We start from the raw sequence: 17,362 nt of genomic DNA on the forward strand, positions 1-17,362 counted from the left end.
GGATGTGGCAGGCCAGGCAGTGCGAATTGCTGAGGTGACCGACATGCCCGGCGGGCAGGTCTCTCCTCCCGTCGCCGTAGCCGCGAACGACACCTACACGGCACGATTGCACACCAGCCTCGAAACGGTCAGGCCGCTCTGGCTGCGTTTCCAGGCAGACGGCGTGTGCACCGCCCACCAGCATTATGCGTGGGCCGAGGAGATCATCGCGCGGCTGATGCCGAAAGGTGCCGAAGCGATCATCATCGAGGTGAGGGACGCCGCGACGGGCACGCCCAGGATGCTGGTGCCACTGATGCGGCGGCGCTCTTTCCACCATTGGGTGATCGAATGGTTGAGCTGCGGCGTCTGCGACTATTCGGCGCCGCTGCTGGCGGATGCGAACCCGTGGACCAAGCAATCGGCCGAGGCCGCATGGGCGGCGGTGCGTTCCGTGCTGCCGCCGGCGGACCGCGTCCACATCACGGGAATTCCGCAACGGATCCACGGCGTTGCCAATCCGCTGGCTTTGCTGCCGGCCACGCGCGATTCCATCCAGACCACCTTCGGCCTCGCCATCGACGGCGACCCGGAAACCGTCCTCAAGCGCCTGTGCAGGCCCTCCTTCGTCAAGGAGTTCGGCAAGGACTGGCGCCGCCTCGAACGGCTCGGCGGCGTGGAACTGGTCGAGGCCGATACGTCGGCCAAGGTGGAGGATACTTTCGGCGAGCTGGTCCGGATGCGGCTCGACCGCTTTCGCGAGCTTGGCCGCTTCGACCTGCTGACGCAGAAGCCGATTGTCGATTTCTACCTGAACGCAGCCATTCGGGCCCTGTCGGACGGTTCGGTGCGGCTTTTCGGCCTGCGCGTCGGCGAGGCCCTGATCGCGGTTCAATATCTGCTGGTCCATCAAGGGACCGTTCATGCTCTCCTGATAGCGATGGACCAGAGCGTCGTGCCCAATGTCTCACCGGGACTTGCAATCATGGGCAGGTTAATGAGCTGGGCACGCGAACAGGGGCTTGGCTATTTCGACCTGTCGGTCGGAAACCAGAGCTACAAGCAACATATGGGCGCCACGGGCTCGGTCCTGGCTGAACTCCGCTACGGGTTCACGATGCGGGGCAGTGTGGCGAGCAACGCCATCGAGTTCCGCAACCGGGCCGAGGCTTTCGTGCGCGCCAACCCACGGCTGCTCAAGGCGGTCCAGGGAACGATGCGGGGTTTGCGGCGCTTGCGTGGAGGAAGCTGAGGGCGGGCCAGAACGACAGGAGAAGCATGTGGCAAGCCAGGCAATGCGAGCGGCTGCGATGATTGATAGACCCGACGGGCCGGTTTCGCTGGTTGCCGCGGGCACCGGCACCTCCGCGCGCTATACGGCGCGGCTGCACACCAGCCTCGACAGCGTAAAGCCGCTGTGGCTGCGCCTCGAGGCGAATGGTTTGTGCACCGGCCACCAGGCCTTTGCCTGGGTGGAAGGGATCGCCAGATGGCTGATGCCCAAAAGTGCCGACCTGCTCGTCGTCGAGGTCAACGACGCCGCCACGGGCGCACCGGCCATGCTGCTGCCGCTGATGCGGCGCCGGGCGCTGGGCCATTATGTGATCGAATGGCTGAGCTGCGGAGTCTGCGATTATTCGGCGCCGCTGCTGGCCGACGCGAGACCCTGGACCCAACAGACCGCCGACGCCGCCTGGGCGGCGGTCCGCGCCGTGCTGCCGCCAGCGGACCGCATCCATATCGCGGGCATCCCGCAACGGATCCACGGCGTCGCCAATCCGCTGGCGCTGCTTTCGGCGTCGCGCGACTCCATCCAGATCGCCTCGGGCCTGGCCATGGATGGCGAGCCGGAGACGCTGATCAAGCGCATCTGCAAATCGTCCTTCGCCAAGAATTTCCACAAGCACTGCCGCCGTTTCGAACAGATGGGCAAGCTCGATCTGGTCGAAGCCCGAACGCCCGATATGGTGGAGAAGCAGTTCGCGACGCTGCTGGAGCTCAGGCTCAACCGCTTCCGCGAGCTCGGGCGTTTCGACCTGCTGACGCAGGCGCCGGTCGTCGCGTTCTACCGCGACGCCGCCCTGCGAGGTCTGTCCGACGGCTCGGTGCGGCTGTTCGGGCTGCGTGTCGGGGAAGCCTATCTCGCCGTCATCTATGTGCTGATCATGAAGGGCACCTTGCACGCCCTTCTGCTGGGGATCGACCAGGACGCGGTGGCCAACACCCCGCCAGGCCTGACGACGATCGGCAAGCTGATGGTGTGGGCGCGCGCCCGGGGGCTCGACTATTTCGACCTGTCGGTCGGCAGCCAGGGGTACAAGCAGCATATCGGCGCTTCGAGCGCGGTGCTGGCCGAGTTGTGCGAGGCGATGACGCTGCGGGGCGGGGGCGCGACCGCCTACATCAAGCTGCGCGGAAAGACCGAACTTTTCGTGCGCTCCAGGCCGGGACTGTTCAAGGCGGTGCAGGGCGTGATGCGCCGGCTGCGGCGATTGAGGAACTGAGGTTCCCGCCAACACGGATTGACGGGCTCCCCGCAAACCATCACGCTGCCGAAAGAGCAACGGCTTCGGGGAGGCACTGATGGCAAGCCTGGTGGTGATGTATGGCACGCCCGCGGATCCGGCGGCGTTCGATGCCTATTATCGCGAAAAACACATTCCGTTGGCCAAGACCATCCCGGGATTGCGGCGCTACGAAATCAGCAGCGGTCCGGTGATGACCCCGGCGGGGCCGGCAAAGGTCCATCTGGTCGCCACCTTGCGGTTCGACGATCTGGCCGCCATCCAGAATGCATTCGCCAGCGCCGAAGGGCAGGCGACCGCCGCCGACCTCCAGGTCTTCGCGACCGGCGGCGCCGATATGCTGATCTTCGACAGCGAGGACGTGTGACGCGGCCATTCCTGCTTGAAGTTTTGATTCAAGCCGAGGCGCGAAGCCCTTCGAAGGCCTGGAAAAATTCCTCCCATCGCAACTCGCCTGACACCAGCGGGTCGTCAATCGCCGAAGGGCGTGGCCCGCCAAATTGACAGGACAGCGCGTCTCCGTCATCCTTGAGCCCAGTCGCCGGGCCGCGGAAGCGGCCATGTTTTGTGTCAGGGCGACCGAGGGCAGCGCCATGTTCAGTCCCGTCACCGGCCAGAATGCCAAGCGTGCCGCCGTGCGCAAGGCGCTCGACCGCCACAAGGTCTACATCACCGCGCAGAGCTTTTCGGACGGCGCCTACCGGGCGCGCGTGCTGGTCGACGGCGAGGCCTATTGGGTCGACGAGTTCCGGCTCGCCCAGTTGCAACAGGGGTTGACGCCGGCCGAGCTCGAACTGACGCCGGCTGCTGACGATTGAGCTGTATGGCCTCCACGCTTTCGTCATCCCAGGGCGGAGCAGGAGCGAAGCGACGTCGCGGAGACCCTGGGATCCATGCCGTGACATCAATACGCCGCTGCGGTCCAGGTTCCGCTCGGCTGCGCTCCACGGTAGCGGTCACGGCATGGATCCTCGGGTCAAGCCCGAGGATGACGACCGCGAGGTTTGCGGAACGCGAAGTAACGAGGCGGTTGGCGGCTGCCGTGCGCCTCGGATCCTGACCAATGTCCTCCTCCAAGCTCAAGCCCTACCGCGCCAAGCGCGAGTTCTCGAAAACCCCCGAACCCGCCGGCGGACTTATCTTCGATGAAGGCAACCGCTTCGTCGTACACAAGCACCACGCAACCGCCGATCATTACGATCTGCGCCTGCAGGTCGGCGATGTGCTGAAGAGCTGGGCGGTGCCGCGCGGGCCTTCGCTCAACCCGGCCGACAAGAGGCTGGCGGTCGAGACCGAGGACCATCCGCTCGAATATATCGACTTCGAGGGCGTCATTCCCGAGGGCGAATATGGCGGCGGGCCGATGATCGTCTGGGACACCGGCACATGGGCGCCGATGGACGATGTCGAGAAGAGCCTCAGGACCGGCGCCTTCAAGTTCCGGCTGGCCGGTGAAAAGCTCAATGGCGGCTGGATGCTGACCCGCCTGAAGCCCAAGGCCGGCGAGGATGAGAACAAGAAGAACTGGCTGCTGTTCAAGGAGCGCGACCTCGCTTCCGACACCAGGCTCGACATCCTCGAGGCGCGGCCGGAAAGCGTGAAATCCGGCCTGCGCATCGAGGAGCTGGTGGCGCCGACGAAGCCGACCGCGAAGTCCGCTCCGAAGCCGGGTTCGCTGAAGCCCGGCACGCTGCCGGGCGCGGTCAAGGCGCCGGCGCTCCGTCGCATCGAGCCGCAGCTGGCGACACAGGTGCCGAAGCCGCCGGGCGGCGAAAGCCTTGCCGAGAACACGAACGAGCTCTGGCTGCACGAAATCAAATTCGACGGCTACCGCACCATGGCGCATCTGTCCGACGGAGAGGTGCGGCTGATCACGCGTGGCGGCATCGACTGGACGAAGCGCTATGGTGATCTCCCGCATGCCTTTGCCAGACTGCCTTGCCGCGAGGCGATCATCGATGGCGAGATCGTCGTGCTCGACGCCAAGGGCATTTCCCGTTTCGCGCTGCTGCAGGACGCGCTGGCCGAGGGCGCCGGCAGCAAGCTGCATTTTTATGCCTTCGACCTGCTGCATCTCGACGGTTGGGATTTGACGAAGGTGCCGCTCATCCGGCGCAAGGCGCTTCTGGCCGAACTGCTCACCGGCCTCGGCGCCAATTCCGCCATCCAGTTCTCCGACCATGTCGAAGGCTCGGGGCAGGGGCTCTATGACCAGGCTTCAGATCTGGGCCTTGAAGGGGTCGTCTCCAAGCGCGCCACGGCCATCTACCAGAGCGGCCGCACCAAGAGCTGGACCAAGACCAAGGCGCTGAAGAACGGCGATTTCGTCATCGCGGGATACACGACCTCGGAAGCGGCGGAAGGGCTGGCCGCGCTTGGCATGGCCGAGTGGGAGGATGGCGAACTGCATTATCGCGGCAAGGTCGGCACCGGCTTCGACGCCGAGACGGCGGCCGACCTGCTGGCCCGGCTGGAGCCGATCACCTCGGGCGCGACGGCGCCCGAGGGCGTGCCGCGCGAGATCATGCGCGAGATGCACTGGGTGAAGCCGCTGTTTTCGGCCCGCATCCACTACGCCAACCGCACGGCGGACAATGCGTTGCGCCATGGCGTGTTTCGCGGCCTCAGGGATGTCGGCCTGTCGACGCCGGTCTCGGCCAAGCGCAAGCGGCTGATCTCGGAAGCCGACCTTGCCACCATTTGGGTGACCAATCCGGAGCGGCGGCTGTTCGGCAAGACCGGGCCAACCAAGCTCGACATCGCCGTCTATTACGCTCTGGTCGGCGACTTCATGCTGCCGCATATCCTTGGGCGGCCGGTGTCGCTGGTGCGCTGCCCGACCGGCCTGCCCAAGGACTGCTTCTTCCAGCGCCACGCCTTCACCGGCATGCCGCCCTCGGTGGTGACGTTCCAGGCGACCAATTCCGAGGGCGAGACCAAATCCTATCTCTCGGTCGAAGGGGTCAAGGGCTATCTGGCGCTGGCGCAGTTCGGCGTCGTCGAGTTCCACACCTGGGGCACCCACCGCGCCAGCCTCGACAAGCCCGACCAGATTGTCCTCGACCTCGATCCGGGCGAGGGGATTTCGTGGCGCGAGGTGGTCGAGGCCGCCGTGCACATCAAAAGCGAGATGGAGGGGCTGGGGCTGGTGCCCTTTGCAAAAACCTCCGGCGGCAGCGGCATCCACATCACCGTGCCGGTGACGCAAAAGCAGAACTGGAAGAAGCTGCACCAGGCGACCAGCGCGATATCAACCCATCTGGCGGCGACCGCGCCGGACACTTTCACCACCACCATGGGCAAGGACAACCGCAAGAAGCGCATCTTCATCGACTATCACCGCAACGCGCGCGGCCACACCTCCGCCGCGCCCTATTCGCTGCGCGCCCGCACCAACCTGCCGGCCTCGACACCGGTGAGCTGGGCGGATCTGGAGGCGATCGACGCGCCGCAGGATCTGAACTATTCGTCGCTGCCGGGCTTGCTGGAGACGTCGGGGGATCCCTGGGCGGAGATCGACGGGTTCGCGCGGGATTTGCCGACCTTGCAGAATTAGGGTTCCTCGCCCCCGCAAGTGGGGGAGAGGTGTCCGCGCAGCGGACGGAGAGGGGGCTGCGCCGACGCCGGAAGTAATCATACCGAGTTCATCTGCGATAGGTTTGCGCCATTCCCCCTCTCCGTCTCGGCTTCGCCGAGCCACCTCTCCCCCCTTGTGGGGGCGAGGAACCCAAGTCCATCGACGCTTCTTACAATTTGAATTATTCTCTGTCTGCGACCCCTCCGGCGGGCTAAAACATTTCGTCAGGATTTGCCTGTAAAGTGCGGGGTCGGTGTAGGATTTGCGCAGCCTTGATCGTCCTTCGAACGAACAGCGCTGCTTGGAGCATGGTCCCAAAAAGTGGGAACCGGTTTTTGGGACAAGACCATGCTCCAATATATTGTCAGTGCATGGCCGCGTAGGAGTGTATCATGGCGCCCAGGGCAAGTTGGAAAGGTTACCTCAAACTCAGTCTGGTCAGCTGTCCGGTGCGGCTCTATCCCGCCACCAGCGCCAGCGAACGCATCTCGTTCAACCAGCTGCACAAGAAGACCCACAACCGCATCAATATGAAGCCGGTCGACCCGGAACTGGGGCTCGTCGAGCGCTCGGACCTGGTCAAGGGCTACGAGTACGAGGACAAGCAGTACATCATCATCGATGATGCCGACCTCGACGCGGTGCGTATCGAATCCAACCACACGATGAACATCGAGGCCTTCGTCGACGAAAGCGAGGTCGACGTCATCTATCAGGACGCGCCCTATTACCTGGCCCCGGACGGCGCGATGGCGGAGGAAACCTTCGCGGTGCTGCGCGAGGCGATGCGCAAATCCGGCAAGCTGGCGATCGCGCGGCTGGTGCTGTCGAGCCGCGAGCGGGTGGTGACCATCGGTCCGCGCGAGAACGGCATGTTCGTGTGCACGTTGAGGAACCCGAACGAAGTGCGCGGCACGGCTGAGTATTTCGGCAACATCCCCGCCGGCAAGCCCGACCCGGAAATGCTTGAATTGGCCGAAGCGCTGATCAAGCAGAAGGAAACCACCTTCGACCCAAAGAACTACGAGGACCGCTACGAGATCGCGCTGATGTCGATGATCCGCGAGAAGCTCAAGGGTCACAAGCCGATCATCGCGGCCGCGCCCGAGCGCGGCAACGTCATCAACCTGATGGATGCGCTGAAGGCGAGCTTGTCGCAATCGAAGCCGCCGGCCAAGTCGAAGAGCAAGGCCGAGGAGGCGCCCGCCAAGCCCGCCAAGAAGGCGGCAGCGGGCGGCGCGCCTGAAAATCCGCTGAAGGCCAATCTGCTGAAGGCGGTCGGCAAGAGCAAGAAATGACGGCACCAGCCGTCTCGGTCCCGGGCGCCGTCTTCGGCACGATCGGCGCGCTGGCGGCGTTTCCGCTGCGGCTCGCCGCGCGCGAGGTCGAGCGCCAGCACGGCCAGCTCCGGCGCGGCATCACCAGACGCACCACGCATATCGTGTTCGGCCGGACTTTGCTTGCCAAGGCAGGGCTGACCCGGAACGGCGATGCCGGGATCGAGCGCCGCATCGCCGCCGAGCAGGCGGCCGGGCGCACGCTGCTCAGCGAGAACGGCTTTTTGCGCCTGCTCGGGCTGATGAGGGCGCCGGAAGCTTCGTCCCTGTCCAGGCAATCGCTGATCGAGCAATCGCGGCTATCCGGCGCCGACCTTGATCTTTTGTCACTGTTCGATGCCTTCGAACACGACGCGGAACCCTATTCCTTCCGCGACCTGATCCTGGCGCGCAAATATGCCGGGCTGGTCGTCGGCGGGGCGACGTGGGGCGCCATCGCGCGTTCCGTCCACCGCTCCGGCCCGGTCGCCTCGCTCACGGCCAAGTCGCTCAATGTCGGTTCGCAGCATGGCCGGCCGGACGCGATCTATCTCGAAGGCGGCCAGAGCGAGCTCGACGGCCAGTTGCTGTTCGATCTGGGTGCGGCCGCGCAAGGCGACGACACGCTGGAAGAGCTGTTCAGCGACGCCGAAGCGGCGGAGGAGGGTGGCGACCATGACGGGGCCGCCGCGCTCTACCAACGCTGCCTCGCCATCGATCCCAGCGACGCGATCGCCGCCTTCAACCGCGCCAACTGCCTGCGCGCCGGCGGCCACGCGCGGGAAGCCGCGCACGACTATGCCCGCGCGATCAAACTCGACCCGGCCTTCGTCGAAGCCTGGTTCAACCTTGCCGGGCTGATGAGCGAGCAGGGCCGCGACGCCTCGGCGCGAAGGCACCTGCAGAAGGCGATCGCGCTGGACAGGAATTATGCCGACCCGGTGTTCAACCTGGCCAGGCTGGAGTTCGACGCCGGCAATCTGGTTGAAGCACGGCGGCTGTGGGGGCGGTATCTGGAACTAGATTCCGAGTCCGAATGGGCTGGCGTGGCCACCAGGGGCGTGCAGTTCGTGGACATGCAACTGGCGCAGAAGTCGGCGGGGTGAGATGTTTGCGCTTGAACACCCCCCTCTGGCCTGCCGGCCATCTCCCCCGCAAGGGGGGAGATCAAGCGCTCGGCCGTTTTCGCCAATTTCGGTCGCTGCAAGAATGGGTGGCGCGCGTGAGCTGCTGATCTCCCCCCTTGCGGGGGAGATGTCCGGCAGGCCAGAGGGGGGTGGGCGGGAACTCGACCTCCCTGAGAAGGGCGTCTCATGACCAGCTTCCTCTTCGACGGCGACGACACCGCGCCCGTCACCATCCTGCTCGCGCATGGTGCTGGGGCGTCGATGGATTCGCCCTCGATGACCGCCACCGCCAAGGCGCTGGCCGTCGCGGGGTTCCAGGTCGCGCGCTTCGAGTTCCACTATATGGCCGCGCGCCGCTACGGCCACCGCAAGCCGCCGCCGCGGGCCGAGACGGTGAACCCGGAATACATCAAGGCGATCGCCGACCTGAGGGCCAGGGGCGTGAGCGGGAAGCTGATCATCGGCGGCAAGTCGATGGGCGGGCGCGTCGCCTCCATGGTCGCCGACGAGATGTTTTCCAAGGGCGAAATCGCGGGGCTGGTCTGCCTCGGCTATCCCTTCCATCCGCCGGGAAAGCCGGAGCAACTCAGGACAAAACATCTCGCCGGGCTGAAGACGCCGACGCTGATTTTTCAAGGCACGCGCGACGAGTTCGGCACCAAGGACGAGGTGGCGGGTTATGGGCTGTCCGATGCGATCGAGGTGATCTGGCTGGAAGACGGCGACCACGACCTCAAGCCGCGCAAGAGCGTTTCGGGTTTCTCCACCGCCGATCATCTCAAGACGGTGGCGGAGACGGTGAAGGTGTGGGTGGCACGACAATCAGTGTCGTCATCCTAGGGCGGAGCAAGGAGCGAAGCGACGCGCGCAGACCCTAGGATCCATGCCGTGACGATAAGGCGATGCAACGGTTCGGAATTCTGCCCCGCCGCGTTCCACGGTGAGGGTCACGGCATGTATCCTCGGGTCAAGCCCGAGGATGACGAAGCGAGGGTCGCCTTCGGTATTCAAAAATGAAACTCGCCACCTTCAACATCAACAACATCAACAGCCGGCTCGAAAACCTGCTGGCGTGGCTGGCGGCCGCAAAACCCGATGTCGTCTGCCTGCAGGAACTCAAGGCGCGCGACACGCAGTTTCCGCTGACCAGGCTCGCCGCCGCCGGCTATGGCGCGGTGTGGAAGGGGGAGCCGACCTGGAACGGCGTCGCCATACTCGCGCGAGGATCCGAACCCGTCCTGACCCGCGATACGCTGCCCGGCGACGATGCCGACCGGCAGAGCCGCTACATCGAAGCGGCGGTGGACGGTATCGTCGTCGCCTGCCTCTATGCGCCGAACGGCAATCCGCAGCCGGGGCCGAAATTCACCTACAAGCTTGCCTGGCACGCGCGCCTGGAGGCGCATGCCGAACAGCTGCTCGACACCGACCTGCCGGTGGTGCTGGCCGGCGACTACAACATCGTGCCCGAGTCGCGCGACATCTACGCCACCCGCTCCTATGACGACAACGCGCTGGTGCAGCCGGAAAGCCGCGCCGCCTTCGCCGCCCTGCTCGAACAGGGCTGGACGGATGCGCTGCGCAAGAAGCACCCGAAGGAGACGCTCTACACCTTCTGGGATTACCGGCGGAACCGCTGGCCGCGCGATGCGGGCCTGCGGCTCGACCACATCCTTTTGTCGAAGACGCTCGCCCGCCGGCTGAAAGGGGCGGGCATCGACCGCGATGTGCGCGGGCAAGACGGCGCCAGCGACCATGCGCCGGTGTGGGTGGAGCTGAAGTAATCAGCCGACGTCGTCGGCCAGCGCCGTGATCCGCTCGCCCGGCGCCTACCGCTTCGCGGTTTCGACACCGCCGGGCTGGCGCTCGCCGGCACCAACGCGACGCAACCGCAGGATTTTCGGCTGGCGCCCGGCCCTGGCCGGCGGGCTGGTGTCACAGGACCTGCCACTGCCGGTCGGCCTGGCCGGCAGGCTGGCCGACGCCACGCATGAGAAACTGTATGGCGCCGGACGCCATGGCTGACGCGGGCGGGGGGGCGCACGTTGGGGTATGCTGGGCGCCCGCGTCAACCAGGGCGGCTCGTACCGCCGCAACGACACCATTGCACATTGCCTTATGTTTGAAACTTCCGCGAAAGCGGAATAGGCAGGAACTGCAGCGCGGCGTCGCCGGTGCGCAACCGATGGCAGGCAAGAAAAGTGGCCCGGCGGCCAGGTGCCGCCTGCCGCGCTTTCATCAGTTTTTCGCCGCGCGATCGGCCGTCTGCACCGATCGGGCCGGCACGGAGGAGAGCGCATGATGATTGGACGGCTGTTCGCCGAGATAGAGCGCGCCGCCCAGGACGAGGAAAACGATGCCGACCACGACCAGCCCGACCGTCAGCACGGCAACCGCCGTGCCCGGACCGTGACCTGTCTTGATGATGATGGATCGATGGGACATCACTTCCTCCGGGGATGAGCCCGGTTTGCAGACCTTTGCAAACGGCGGCAGGGGCCGGATGTTCCCGGAGGTGGGGCCCTCATCGGCCCTTTGCGTTTTCTTCTAGGACTAAGGTCTTGGGTGGCGCACGCAAAGGTCCGAGGGGGCCTGTTCGGTTCCGGCAATGTCCATTGGACGTTCCGCTATTTTAGCCAATTGCAATATAAAACCTTTACCTTGTTGAGAGGCGAATGCGGGCGTTGGGACGGGCAAAAAGGCGACGCGCGGCCCTCCATTTCATCGGGAGAAGGGCCTCTTTCAGGCAGGTTCGGTGGGCTCCCGCGCAAGGCGGACGGGGATGCGAAAAGGCCCCTGCCGATCTCCACGAATTCAAACTTGCAGGCCTCGCGCCGGTTGGCCGGCAGCGCCACGTCGCGGCTGCGCACCGGCATCGCGAAGCCGAATTCGCCACTTTCCCGTCCGCCGCGGTCGATCCAGTACCGGTCCATGTCGGCGCGCTTGCCGGCGCGCTTCCTGGGGATGCGGAAGTTGATGGTGTGCCTGGCGTCGGAGACGCCGAGCAGATGACGGGCGCCGCCGCCGGTCGCGATCCCTTCCATGACCAGGAGTGCCGCATCCTTGGGCCTGAGCCCGCACAGGTCGCGCGTGGCGTTGATGACGGCCCGCTTGGCGCCCGGCTCGCGGCTGCCCTGGAGTCCGCCGATCGCCACGGTGTAGCGGCCGTTGCCGAGAGAATAGAGAATGAAGCTCAGCCGCACCAGGTCGAGCCGATCGCTCTGCCGTGTCAGCCTTATCGAGAAGGCGCCTTCGTGGCTGGTGCCGGAATGAACCGACAGAAGCATGGTGATCGCATAGGCATCGCGCCGTCCGGTCACATGGCCGATATCCACCGCCCGTCCGCGCCAGGCCGCTTCCAGGACGTCGCGTGGCAGGCCCGCCGCAGCCAGATTGAAATGGTCGACCAGCAGTTCGAAACCGCGACGGCCGGGCAAGCCAAGGGCAAGGAATTTGTAGGGCTTCTTGCGCAGCAGATCGTCGCTCGGGCAGCCCAGCCCATGCCGCCGCCGGAAACCCGCGAGGAAGCGGAACCATTTGAAGAAGCTCACTGGTTTGCTGGCAAAACGGGTGAGGAAAACCCTGGATTGTCCGATCCCCAGTCGCCTGCAAAGACCGAGGACCTGGCCGAAGACGCCGGCCGTTTCCCGCAGCAAGGCGCGCTCGCTCGTTTCGGTAATCAAGATACATCCCACATGGTTGTTGTGGGGGCGGGTTAGCTCCAGGGCATTACGCGGACATTGCGGGGTGAGCGTCTCGTTCCCGATCGGACCTGCCAAACGGTAAGCTGATGGTTCCGGGTTCACTGGATTTCGGGGTGAAAAACTCGATGATGAAATTTCTTTCCGGAAACTGCCATCGAAGCTTGGCCTCGTAGACTTGCCTGGCACCGTGCCGAGGAAGACAAGCTTGTCGGCCGCGCCCAATTCGCCAAAGATCCTTCAATCGGCGAAGTTCTACCGGATTCGACGGCAGGGAATTTCCAACGATCAAATCACGTCTCGTCGAAGCGGCCCTCGAGGCCGGGACGGCGGGCGATCGCGGCTTCTTCCTCGTCGTCGGGCAGGGCCTCGTCACTCTCCTGGTAGGGATTGTCGTCATCCTCTTCCGGCAGGTCGCCCTCTTTCTCGGTGCCGTAGCGCATGTCGCCGTTTTCCGGCACGCTGTCGGGCAGGATCTGGCCACCCTTGACCGCGTCCCAATCCTGCTGCTCGATGGTCGGGCTATCCGCCTGCGGGCCGTCATCATCGTCGGTGCGGGGTTTGCCGCGCGGTGCCATCGTGGCCTCCAATAGTTGTGAAGACTGGAGGCAAAACTCGGGCTGCCGGCGTTTGTTCCCGCACTCGCGAGTACGGCCTGGCCCATCACGGATTGCCGTCTGCCTTGGTGGCGGGCTACCGCAGCCACCACCACAATGCGGCGACCGCCGCCGCGACGGCCGCCACGCTCAGCCCCAGCATGATGTAGGAGCCCTTGATGATGTCGCGGATGATCTTCTTGATCGTTTCGCGGTCGTTGAGGTTGGGGAAGGGTTCGTTGGGCACGGCGACGCCCAGAAAATCGCACAGCGGGCCCCAGCCTTCTGTCACCTTATAGACCAGCAGCTTTTCGGGCGGCACCGCGGCCTTCACTTCGTCGATATAGGCGTTGTAGCGCGCCACCGCCCTGGCGCGGTCGTCCATCACGCCCTTGAGCGCGCGGCCCCACACCAGCTTCTTCGACATGTCGCCGAATTTCCAGCCGAACGGCGTCAGCCATTCCAGGATCTTGAACTGCCAGACATTCTCGGTGAAATAGATCGTGTCGATCGTGCTCTCGTACCAGGCTTCGGCGCCGCGCGGGTGCAGCGTCAGCAGCACCTTGGCGTCGGGATAGGCGACGAGCAGTTCCCGCCACACGCAGCAACCGGGATTGTCGACGGTGGCCGTATAGTTGGCGAACACCCGGTTCCAGTCGTGCTGGGTGCCGGGCGGACTGTTGGCCACCATGCGCCAGAAGTCGAGATGGCCCTTGTTGGCCTTGTTCATGATCACTTCCTGCATGTGGTAGGAAGGCAGGCCGAGCCTGTTCAGCGCGGCAAAGGTCGACCACGTGCCGGTGCGGCCGAAACCAGCCCCGATCAGCTTGAGCGCCATTTCCCCATCCCCATCGGACTTGTGTTCTTTGTTGCCCGGTCCGTGAGCATCAAATTGCTCCCGACAGGGCCACGGTGCAACAAATTTCGAGAGTCGGCGCCAAGCCGATCCTATAAGGACCGATCACACACTTGCGCTGTTGCTAAAATAATGAAACGTTGGGCGCGGGTATCGGGAATTCGGGCAGGGGAATCGGCCGAATTGGGACGTTCGGCGATTTGCGCATCGATGTATGTTGGGCGGTTTCTCGTGGGGATGTCGGCGACGACCATCATTGTCGCGGTCTGGGCATATATGGCCACCGGTTCCTTCTGGAAGGCGCTCACCTGGACGGTGGTGACCCTGGTTGTCCTGCAGGTGGGATATTTCGTGCTCGTCGTGGGGCTGATCCATAGGCGCGCGCAAGATGCCGCAACGAGCCAGGATTCGATCGACGCAGTCCCGCCGTTACATCGGGATGGTGTCTCGTTCTGACGCTCGCGCCAGGCCTGGGCTATGGCCGAGATGGCCGACCCTGCGGTCGGCCGGTCGGCGCGGCGATCTTGCCGGACTGGCTGTAAGCGGCAGCCCTGCCTCAGCCACTATCCATTCGCCAGTGCGCCAGCAATTCCCTGCAAGGGCACCGCCAGCGCGATAACGACGGACATCAGCGGGAAAGATGCTTGATCACGCGGGTCGGGGGCCGCATCGCCTCCTTGGTGGAATTAGGACGACGTGGGTTGCATCACACCGGCAGGCCACGTCGCATACCGGTGGGAACCATAAGCCGAAGCGGGCGTTTTCCCGATGTGACCGGTGAGGTCGCCACCTCCGCCGGTTATTGAAGGCTCGTCCTGCCCCTGGCAGGGCGGGCCTTTTTTTGTGCACAGGGTTGTGGCACCTGGAACGACACCGCACGCTCCACGTTAGCTGTTGCTAAGGCAGAACAGTGGGTTCAGCATCGACGAGGCGCGCCTGTGCTGTTCCCAGGGGCCTTGTGTGCATCTCCGATTATTCCGCAATCCAACGAAATTTACACGCAAATTTTCAAAGCATATTCGCTGGTGTCATGCGTGGATGCTAGCAATTGAAGCCATCTTTGCGATTTTGCGTTGCCACATTTGTTCCAAAATTGCGGATGGAACCTTGGAGCGGCGATGGAGTTTCCTTGCAGGGTGGCTTTCAGATATCCCGACAAGGAGGTTGTTATGAAGTATTATCTTTCAAGTGCGGCTGCTGCGATCGTTCTGATGGGCGGCGTTGGTGCGGCCCTGGCCGAAACCGTTGTCCTGCAGCCGGAACAGGAGACAGTCGTACGCGAATACGTCAAGAGGGAGCCGCTGGCGTCGGTGAACCTTTTGGGCCTCGAACTCAAGCTTGGCTCCCCGGTACCGGACAAGGTTGAACTGCGCGAGGTGCCGAACGTCAAGTACCGCGTCGCGGTCATCAATCACGAGACCGTGCTGGTCGATCCCGACACGCGTCAGATCGTCGAAGTCCTGCACTGAGTCGCATCGTAGGCTCGCCTTGGAAAAGCCCGTCACGATCCCGTGACGGGCTTTCCTTTTCGAATCCTTTTTGAGACAGGCTTTTTGAACCAGGCCTTGGGCAGGCATGGATCGTCTGTACCAGCTGCGTAGCCGGGCTGGCATAGCGGCGCGCCAAGGGGCATGGTCGCGCTCGTGCGAAACTTCCCGCGCGCCAGCTTGCGCCCGAGGCGGCAGACGATGCATGGCAGGCGCGGCCTGCGGCTGAGACCTGAAAGCCTTCGATGACCATCCAGCCAGCCGAGATGAATGTTCGCGAGGGCGCCCGTGTCATCCTTCTGCTTGGCAGCGCCCCCGACGCGGTGCGTTGCGAGCCCTGGCCGAAGCAGGCCTTCAGCCGGATCGTCGCCATCAACAATGCCTGGCGCGTGCGCCCCGACTGGGATTTCCTCGTCCATGCCGGCGATTTCCCGCCGAACCGCCTGCCTCACGACGCGACCTTGCGGCAGGCCCAGATATTCAGCGCCACCCAGTATGTCCCGGCCCAGAACGCCTTCGGTGGCTTCGTCTATGCCGGCGCCACGATGGCGCTGACGGCAGCCTATTGGACCATTCACAGCCAGAAGCCGGATGTGCTGGCATTCCTGGGCTGCGACATGATCTACGACCAGCCGGGCAAGACGCATTTCTATGGCATCGGCCGTGCCGACCCTCTGCGCGATGACGTTACCCTGCGCAACCTCGAGGCCAAGTCGGCGCGCCTGCTTGTCCAGGCCCTGAAGCACGACTGCCTGTGCATCAACCTGTCCGACCTGCCGCGCAGCCGGCTGGTCTTTCCCAGCCTCGCCTTTGACCAGCTCGGCGGCCTGTCGCCAGCGCGGATCGCCGAAATGAAAGCGGAAATTCTGGGCACCATCCAATTCGACCAGGCCGAAAAGGCCGAACGGATCGAGAAGGATCTCGGCTATTTCTATGAGGATGGCATGTACTGGAACCATCTCGACGAGATCGACGAGACGGTTCTTGCCGACATTGACCGGCTATGGATATCGGCCGTCGAGCAGAGAGCGGTGGGTTGAAGCGGCTGACCTCCCCCCACAGGGAGGAAGGCCGGCGCGTCGTCCGTTCAGCTTACTCGGCTCCCTTCAGCTTACTCGGCCGCCAGCCTGTCCTGCGTCCGGGTTTCGAAATCGCTGGCGTCGTGGCGCTCGTGGAGCTGCATGGCCGGCTCGCCGAAGGCACGGTTGACCATGCGGCCACGCTTGACAGCCGGGCGCTCGTCGATCGCCTTCGCCCAGCGCTGCACGTTCTCGTAATCCTGCACCGACAGGAAAGTGGCGGAATCATTATACTGCCGCCCGAGCGCCAGTCCGCCATACCAGGGCCAGACCGCCATATCGGCGATGGTGTAATCCTTGCCGCCGAGATATTCCACCTCGGCCAGCCGCCGGTCGAGCACGTCGAGCTGACGTTTCACCTCCATCGAGAAGCGGTCGATGGCATATTCGATCTTCTCCGGCGCGTAGGCGTAGAAATGGCCGAAGCCGCCGCCCAGATAGGGGGCCGAGCCCATCTGCCAGAACAGCCAGGACAGCACTTCCGCGCGGGCCGGCTGCTTTGGAGGCAGGAATTCGCCGAATTTCTCGGCGAGATAAACCAGGATGGAACCGGATTCGAAGACCCGCACCGGAGTGGCGCCGCTGCGGTCCATCAAAGCGGGGATTTTGGAGTTGGGATTGACCTCGACGAAGCCGCTGCCAAATTGGTCGCCATCGTTGATGCGGATCAGCCAGGCGTCGTATTCGGCGCCCCAGTGGCCGCGCGCCAGAAGCTCCTCCAGCATGATGGTCACCTTGACGCCATTCGGCGTCGCCAGCGAATAGAGCTGCAGCGGATGCTTGCCGACGGGCAGTTCCTTGTCATGCGTCGGACCGGCGATCGGCCGGTTGATGCTGGCAAAGGTGCCGCCATTTGCCTTGTTCCAGGTCCATACTTTCGGCGGGGTGTAGTCGGTCATGTCGAGCCTCGGGCGGTGGGAAAAATGGATAGGTCGCTGTACAACTAGGGTTGGCGAGGTGGAAGTTCAACTTGTGTTGAACTATTGTTGATATAGCGCTGGGGCTTCTTCCTTCTCCCCTTGCGGGAGAAGGTGGCCTCGCGAAGCGAGGTCGGATGAGGGGTGCCAAGCTTGGCACCCACCGCATTCCTTCCAACACCCCTCATCCGTCTCGGCGCTG

The 17,362-nt window shown here is 64.2% G+C and carries 18 protein-coding genes; 13 read left to right on the forward strand and 5 right to left on the reverse strand.

Features of this window, described 5'->3' with window-relative positions; genetic code table 11:
- The first annotated feature begins 4 nt into the window (after positions 1-4).
- The 10 genes from FJ958_RS07935 (at position 5) to FJ958_RS07980 (ending at position 10,549) form a co-directional block, all read left to right on the forward strand.
- Positions 5-1,231: a GNAT family N-acetyltransferase gene (locus FJ958_RS07935; protein WP_140741329.1), complete on the forward strand. Its 1,227-nt coding sequence runs from the start codon at positions 5-7 to the stop codon at positions 1,229-1,231.
- 58 nt (positions 1,232-1,289) lie between these two features.
- Positions 1,290-2,483, forward strand: a complete 1,194-nt coding sequence (locus tag FJ958_RS07940; RefSeq protein WP_246679540.1) for a GNAT family N-acetyltransferase — start codon at positions 1,290-1,292, stop codon at positions 2,481-2,483.
- A 79-nt stretch (positions 2,484-2,562) separates the two neighbouring features.
- Positions 2,563-2,871, forward strand: a complete 309-nt coding sequence (locus FJ958_RS07945; protein WP_140698783.1) for an EthD family reductase — start codon at positions 2,563-2,565, stop codon at positions 2,869-2,871.
- Positions 2,872-3,097: 226 nt separating this feature from the next.
- The gene (locus FJ958_RS07950) at positions 3,098-3,322 is read left to right on the forward strand and encodes a hypothetical protein (RefSeq protein ID WP_140611511.1); all 225 of its coding nucleotides are present in this window, start codon (positions 3,098-3,100) and stop codon (positions 3,320-3,322) included.
- A gap of 245 nt (positions 3,323-3,567) precedes the next feature.
- On the forward strand, positions 3,568-6,060 hold the full coding sequence (gene ligD, locus FJ958_RS07955) for a DNA ligase D (RefSeq protein WP_140741331.1): 2,493 nt from the start codon (positions 3,568-3,570) through the stop codon (positions 6,058-6,060).
- Positions 6,061-6,473: 413 nt separating this feature from the next.
- Entirely contained in the window at positions 6,474-7,379 is a 906-nt protein-coding gene (locus FJ958_RS07960) for a Ku protein (protein WP_140741333.1), read from the forward strand.
- On the forward strand, positions 7,376-8,503 hold the full coding sequence (locus FJ958_RS07965) for a tetratricopeptide repeat protein (RefSeq protein ID WP_140741335.1): 1,128 nt from the start codon (positions 7,376-7,378) through the stop codon (positions 8,501-8,503). The genes FJ958_RS07960 and FJ958_RS07965 overlap by 4 nt, the downstream gene beginning before the upstream one ends.
- Positions 8,504-8,710: 207 nt before the next feature.
- Positions 8,711-9,364, forward strand: a complete 654-nt coding sequence (locus tag FJ958_RS07970) for an alpha/beta fold hydrolase (protein ID WP_140741337.1) — start codon at positions 8,711-8,713, stop codon at positions 9,362-9,364.
- A gap of 173 nt (positions 9,365-9,537) precedes the next feature.
- Positions 9,538-10,308 carry an exodeoxyribonuclease III gene (locus FJ958_RS07975; protein ID WP_140741339.1) on the forward strand — a complete coding sequence of 257 codons (771 nt, stop codon included), beginning with the start codon at positions 9,538-9,540 and terminating at the stop codon, positions 10,306-10,308.
- A 25-nt stretch (positions 10,309-10,333) separates the two neighbouring features.
- Positions 10,334-10,549 (forward strand): hypothetical protein, encoded by a 216-nt coding sequence (locus FJ958_RS07980; protein WP_140741340.1) that lies wholly within the window; start codon positions 10,334-10,336, stop codon positions 10,547-10,549.
- 213 nt (positions 10,550-10,762) lie between these two features.
- Here FJ958_RS07980 and FJ958_RS07985 read toward each other — a convergent pair whose 3' ends face one another.
- From FJ958_RS07985 to FJ958_RS08000, 4 genes are all read right to left on the reverse strand, one after another.
- Positions 10,763-10,969 carry a hypothetical protein gene (locus tag FJ958_RS07985; protein ID WP_140741342.1) on the reverse strand — a complete coding sequence of 69 codons (207 nt, stop codon included), beginning with the start codon at positions 10,967-10,969 and terminating at the stop codon, positions 10,763-10,765.
- 182 nt (positions 10,970-11,151) lie between these two features.
- Entirely contained in the window at positions 11,152-12,207 is a 1,056-nt protein-coding gene (locus FJ958_RS07990) for a DUF535 family protein (protein WP_181176326.1), read from the reverse strand.
- Positions 12,208-12,518: 311 nt separating this feature from the next.
- Positions 12,519-12,803, reverse strand: coding sequence for a hypothetical protein (locus FJ958_RS07995; RefSeq protein WP_140741346.1), 285 nt, complete (start codon positions 12,801-12,803; stop codon positions 12,519-12,521).
- Between the two features lie 115 nt (positions 12,804-12,918).
- Positions 12,919-13,659 carry a sulfotransferase family protein gene (locus tag FJ958_RS08000; RefSeq protein ID WP_140741347.1) on the reverse strand — a complete coding sequence of 247 codons (741 nt, stop codon included), beginning with the start codon at positions 13,657-13,659 and terminating at the stop codon, positions 12,919-12,921.
- 150 nt (positions 13,660-13,809) lie between these two features.
- Here FJ958_RS08000 and FJ958_RS08005 point away from each other — a divergent pair, with 150 nt between their 5' ends.
- The 3 genes from FJ958_RS08005 to FJ958_RS08015 all read left to right on the forward strand — a co-directional run bounded on the left by FJ958_RS08005 (position 13,810) and on the right by FJ958_RS08015 (position 16,204).
- A complete protein-coding gene (locus FJ958_RS08005; protein ID WP_348642196.1) occupies positions 13,810-14,133 on the forward strand; it encodes an exopolysaccharide production repressor protein in 324 nt (107 codons plus the stop codon).
- Positions 14,134-14,846: 713 nt separating this feature from the next.
- Positions 14,847-15,146 carry a DUF1236 domain-containing protein gene (locus FJ958_RS08010; RefSeq protein ID WP_140741349.1) on the forward strand — a complete coding sequence of 100 codons (300 nt, stop codon included), beginning with the start codon at positions 14,847-14,849 and terminating at the stop codon, positions 15,144-15,146.
- A 263-nt stretch (positions 15,147-15,409) separates the two neighbouring features.
- Positions 15,410-16,204: a hypothetical protein gene (locus FJ958_RS08015; RefSeq protein WP_246679542.1), complete on the forward strand. Its 795-nt coding sequence runs from the start codon at positions 15,410-15,412 to the stop codon at positions 16,202-16,204.
- Between the two features lie 71 nt (positions 16,205-16,275).
- Here the strand turns inward: FJ958_RS08015 and yghU are convergent, their stop codons facing one another.
- A complete protein-coding gene (yghU, locus tag FJ958_RS08020; RefSeq protein WP_140741350.1) occupies positions 16,276-17,142 on the reverse strand; it encodes a glutathione-dependent disulfide-bond oxidoreductase in 867 nt (288 codons plus the stop codon).
- Positions 17,143-17,362 lie beyond the last annotated feature (220 nt).

The sequence above is a fragment of the Mesorhizobium sp. B2-3-5 genome, assembly GCF_006442395.1.
GTDB lineage: Bacteria > Pseudomonadota > Alphaproteobacteria > Rhizobiales > Rhizobiaceae > Mesorhizobium.

Bases quoted from the DNA above. Each gene is read 5' to 3' on its own strand.
- FJ958_RS07950 (WP_140611511.1), top strand. From the start codon at position 3,098: ATGTTCAGTCCCGTCACCGGCCAGAATGCCAAGCGTGCCGCCGTGCGC.
- FJ958_RS07940 (WP_246679540.1), top strand. From the start codon at position 1,290: ATGATTGATAGACCCGACGGGCCGGTTTCGCTGGTTGCCGCGGGCACC.
- FJ958_RS08005 (WP_348642196.1), top strand. From the start codon at position 13,810: ATGAAACGTTGGGCGCGGGTATCGGGAATTCGGGCAGGGGAATCGGCC.
- FJ958_RS07970 (WP_140741337.1), top strand. From the start codon at position 8,711: ATGACCAGCTTCCTCTTCGACGGCGACGACACCGCGCCCGTCACCATC.
- ligD (WP_140741331.1), top strand. From the start codon at position 3,568: ATGTCCTCCTCCAAGCTCAAGCCCTACCGCGCCAAGCGCGAGTTCTCG.
- FJ958_RS07945 (WP_140698783.1), top strand. From the start codon at position 2,563: ATGGCAAGCCTGGTGGTGATGTATGGCACGCCCGCGGATCCGGCGGCG.
- FJ958_RS07985 (WP_140741342.1), bottom strand. From the start codon at position 10,969: ATGTCCCATCGATCCATCATCATCAAGACAGGTCACGGTCCGGGCACG.
- yghU (WP_140741350.1), bottom strand. From the start codon at position 17,142: ATGACCGACTACACCCCGCCGAAAGTATGGACCTGGAACAAGGCAAAT.
- FJ958_RS07975 (WP_140741339.1), top strand. From the start codon at position 9,538: ATGAAACTCGCCACCTTCAACATCAACAACATCAACAGCCGGCTCGAA.
- FJ958_RS08000 (WP_140741347.1), bottom strand. From the start codon at position 13,659: ATGGCGCTCAAGCTGATCGGGGCTGGTTTCGGCCGCACCGGCACGTGG.
- FJ958_RS07965 (WP_140741335.1), top strand. From the start codon at position 7,376: ATGACGGCACCAGCCGTCTCGGTCCCGGGCGCCGTCTTCGGCACGATC.
- FJ958_RS08010 (WP_140741349.1), top strand. From the start codon at position 14,847: ATGAAGTATTATCTTTCAAGTGCGGCTGCTGCGATCGTTCTGATGGGC.
- FJ958_RS07960 (WP_140741333.1), top strand. From the start codon at position 6,474: ATGGCGCCCAGGGCAAGTTGGAAAGGTTACCTCAAACTCAGTCTGGTC.
- FJ958_RS07995 (WP_140741346.1), bottom strand. From the start codon at position 12,803: ATGGCACCGCGCGGCAAACCCCGCACCGACGATGATGACGGCCCGCAG.
- FJ958_RS08015 (WP_246679542.1), top strand. From the start codon at position 15,410: ATGACCATCCAGCCAGCCGAGATGAATGTTCGCGAGGGCGCCCGTGTC.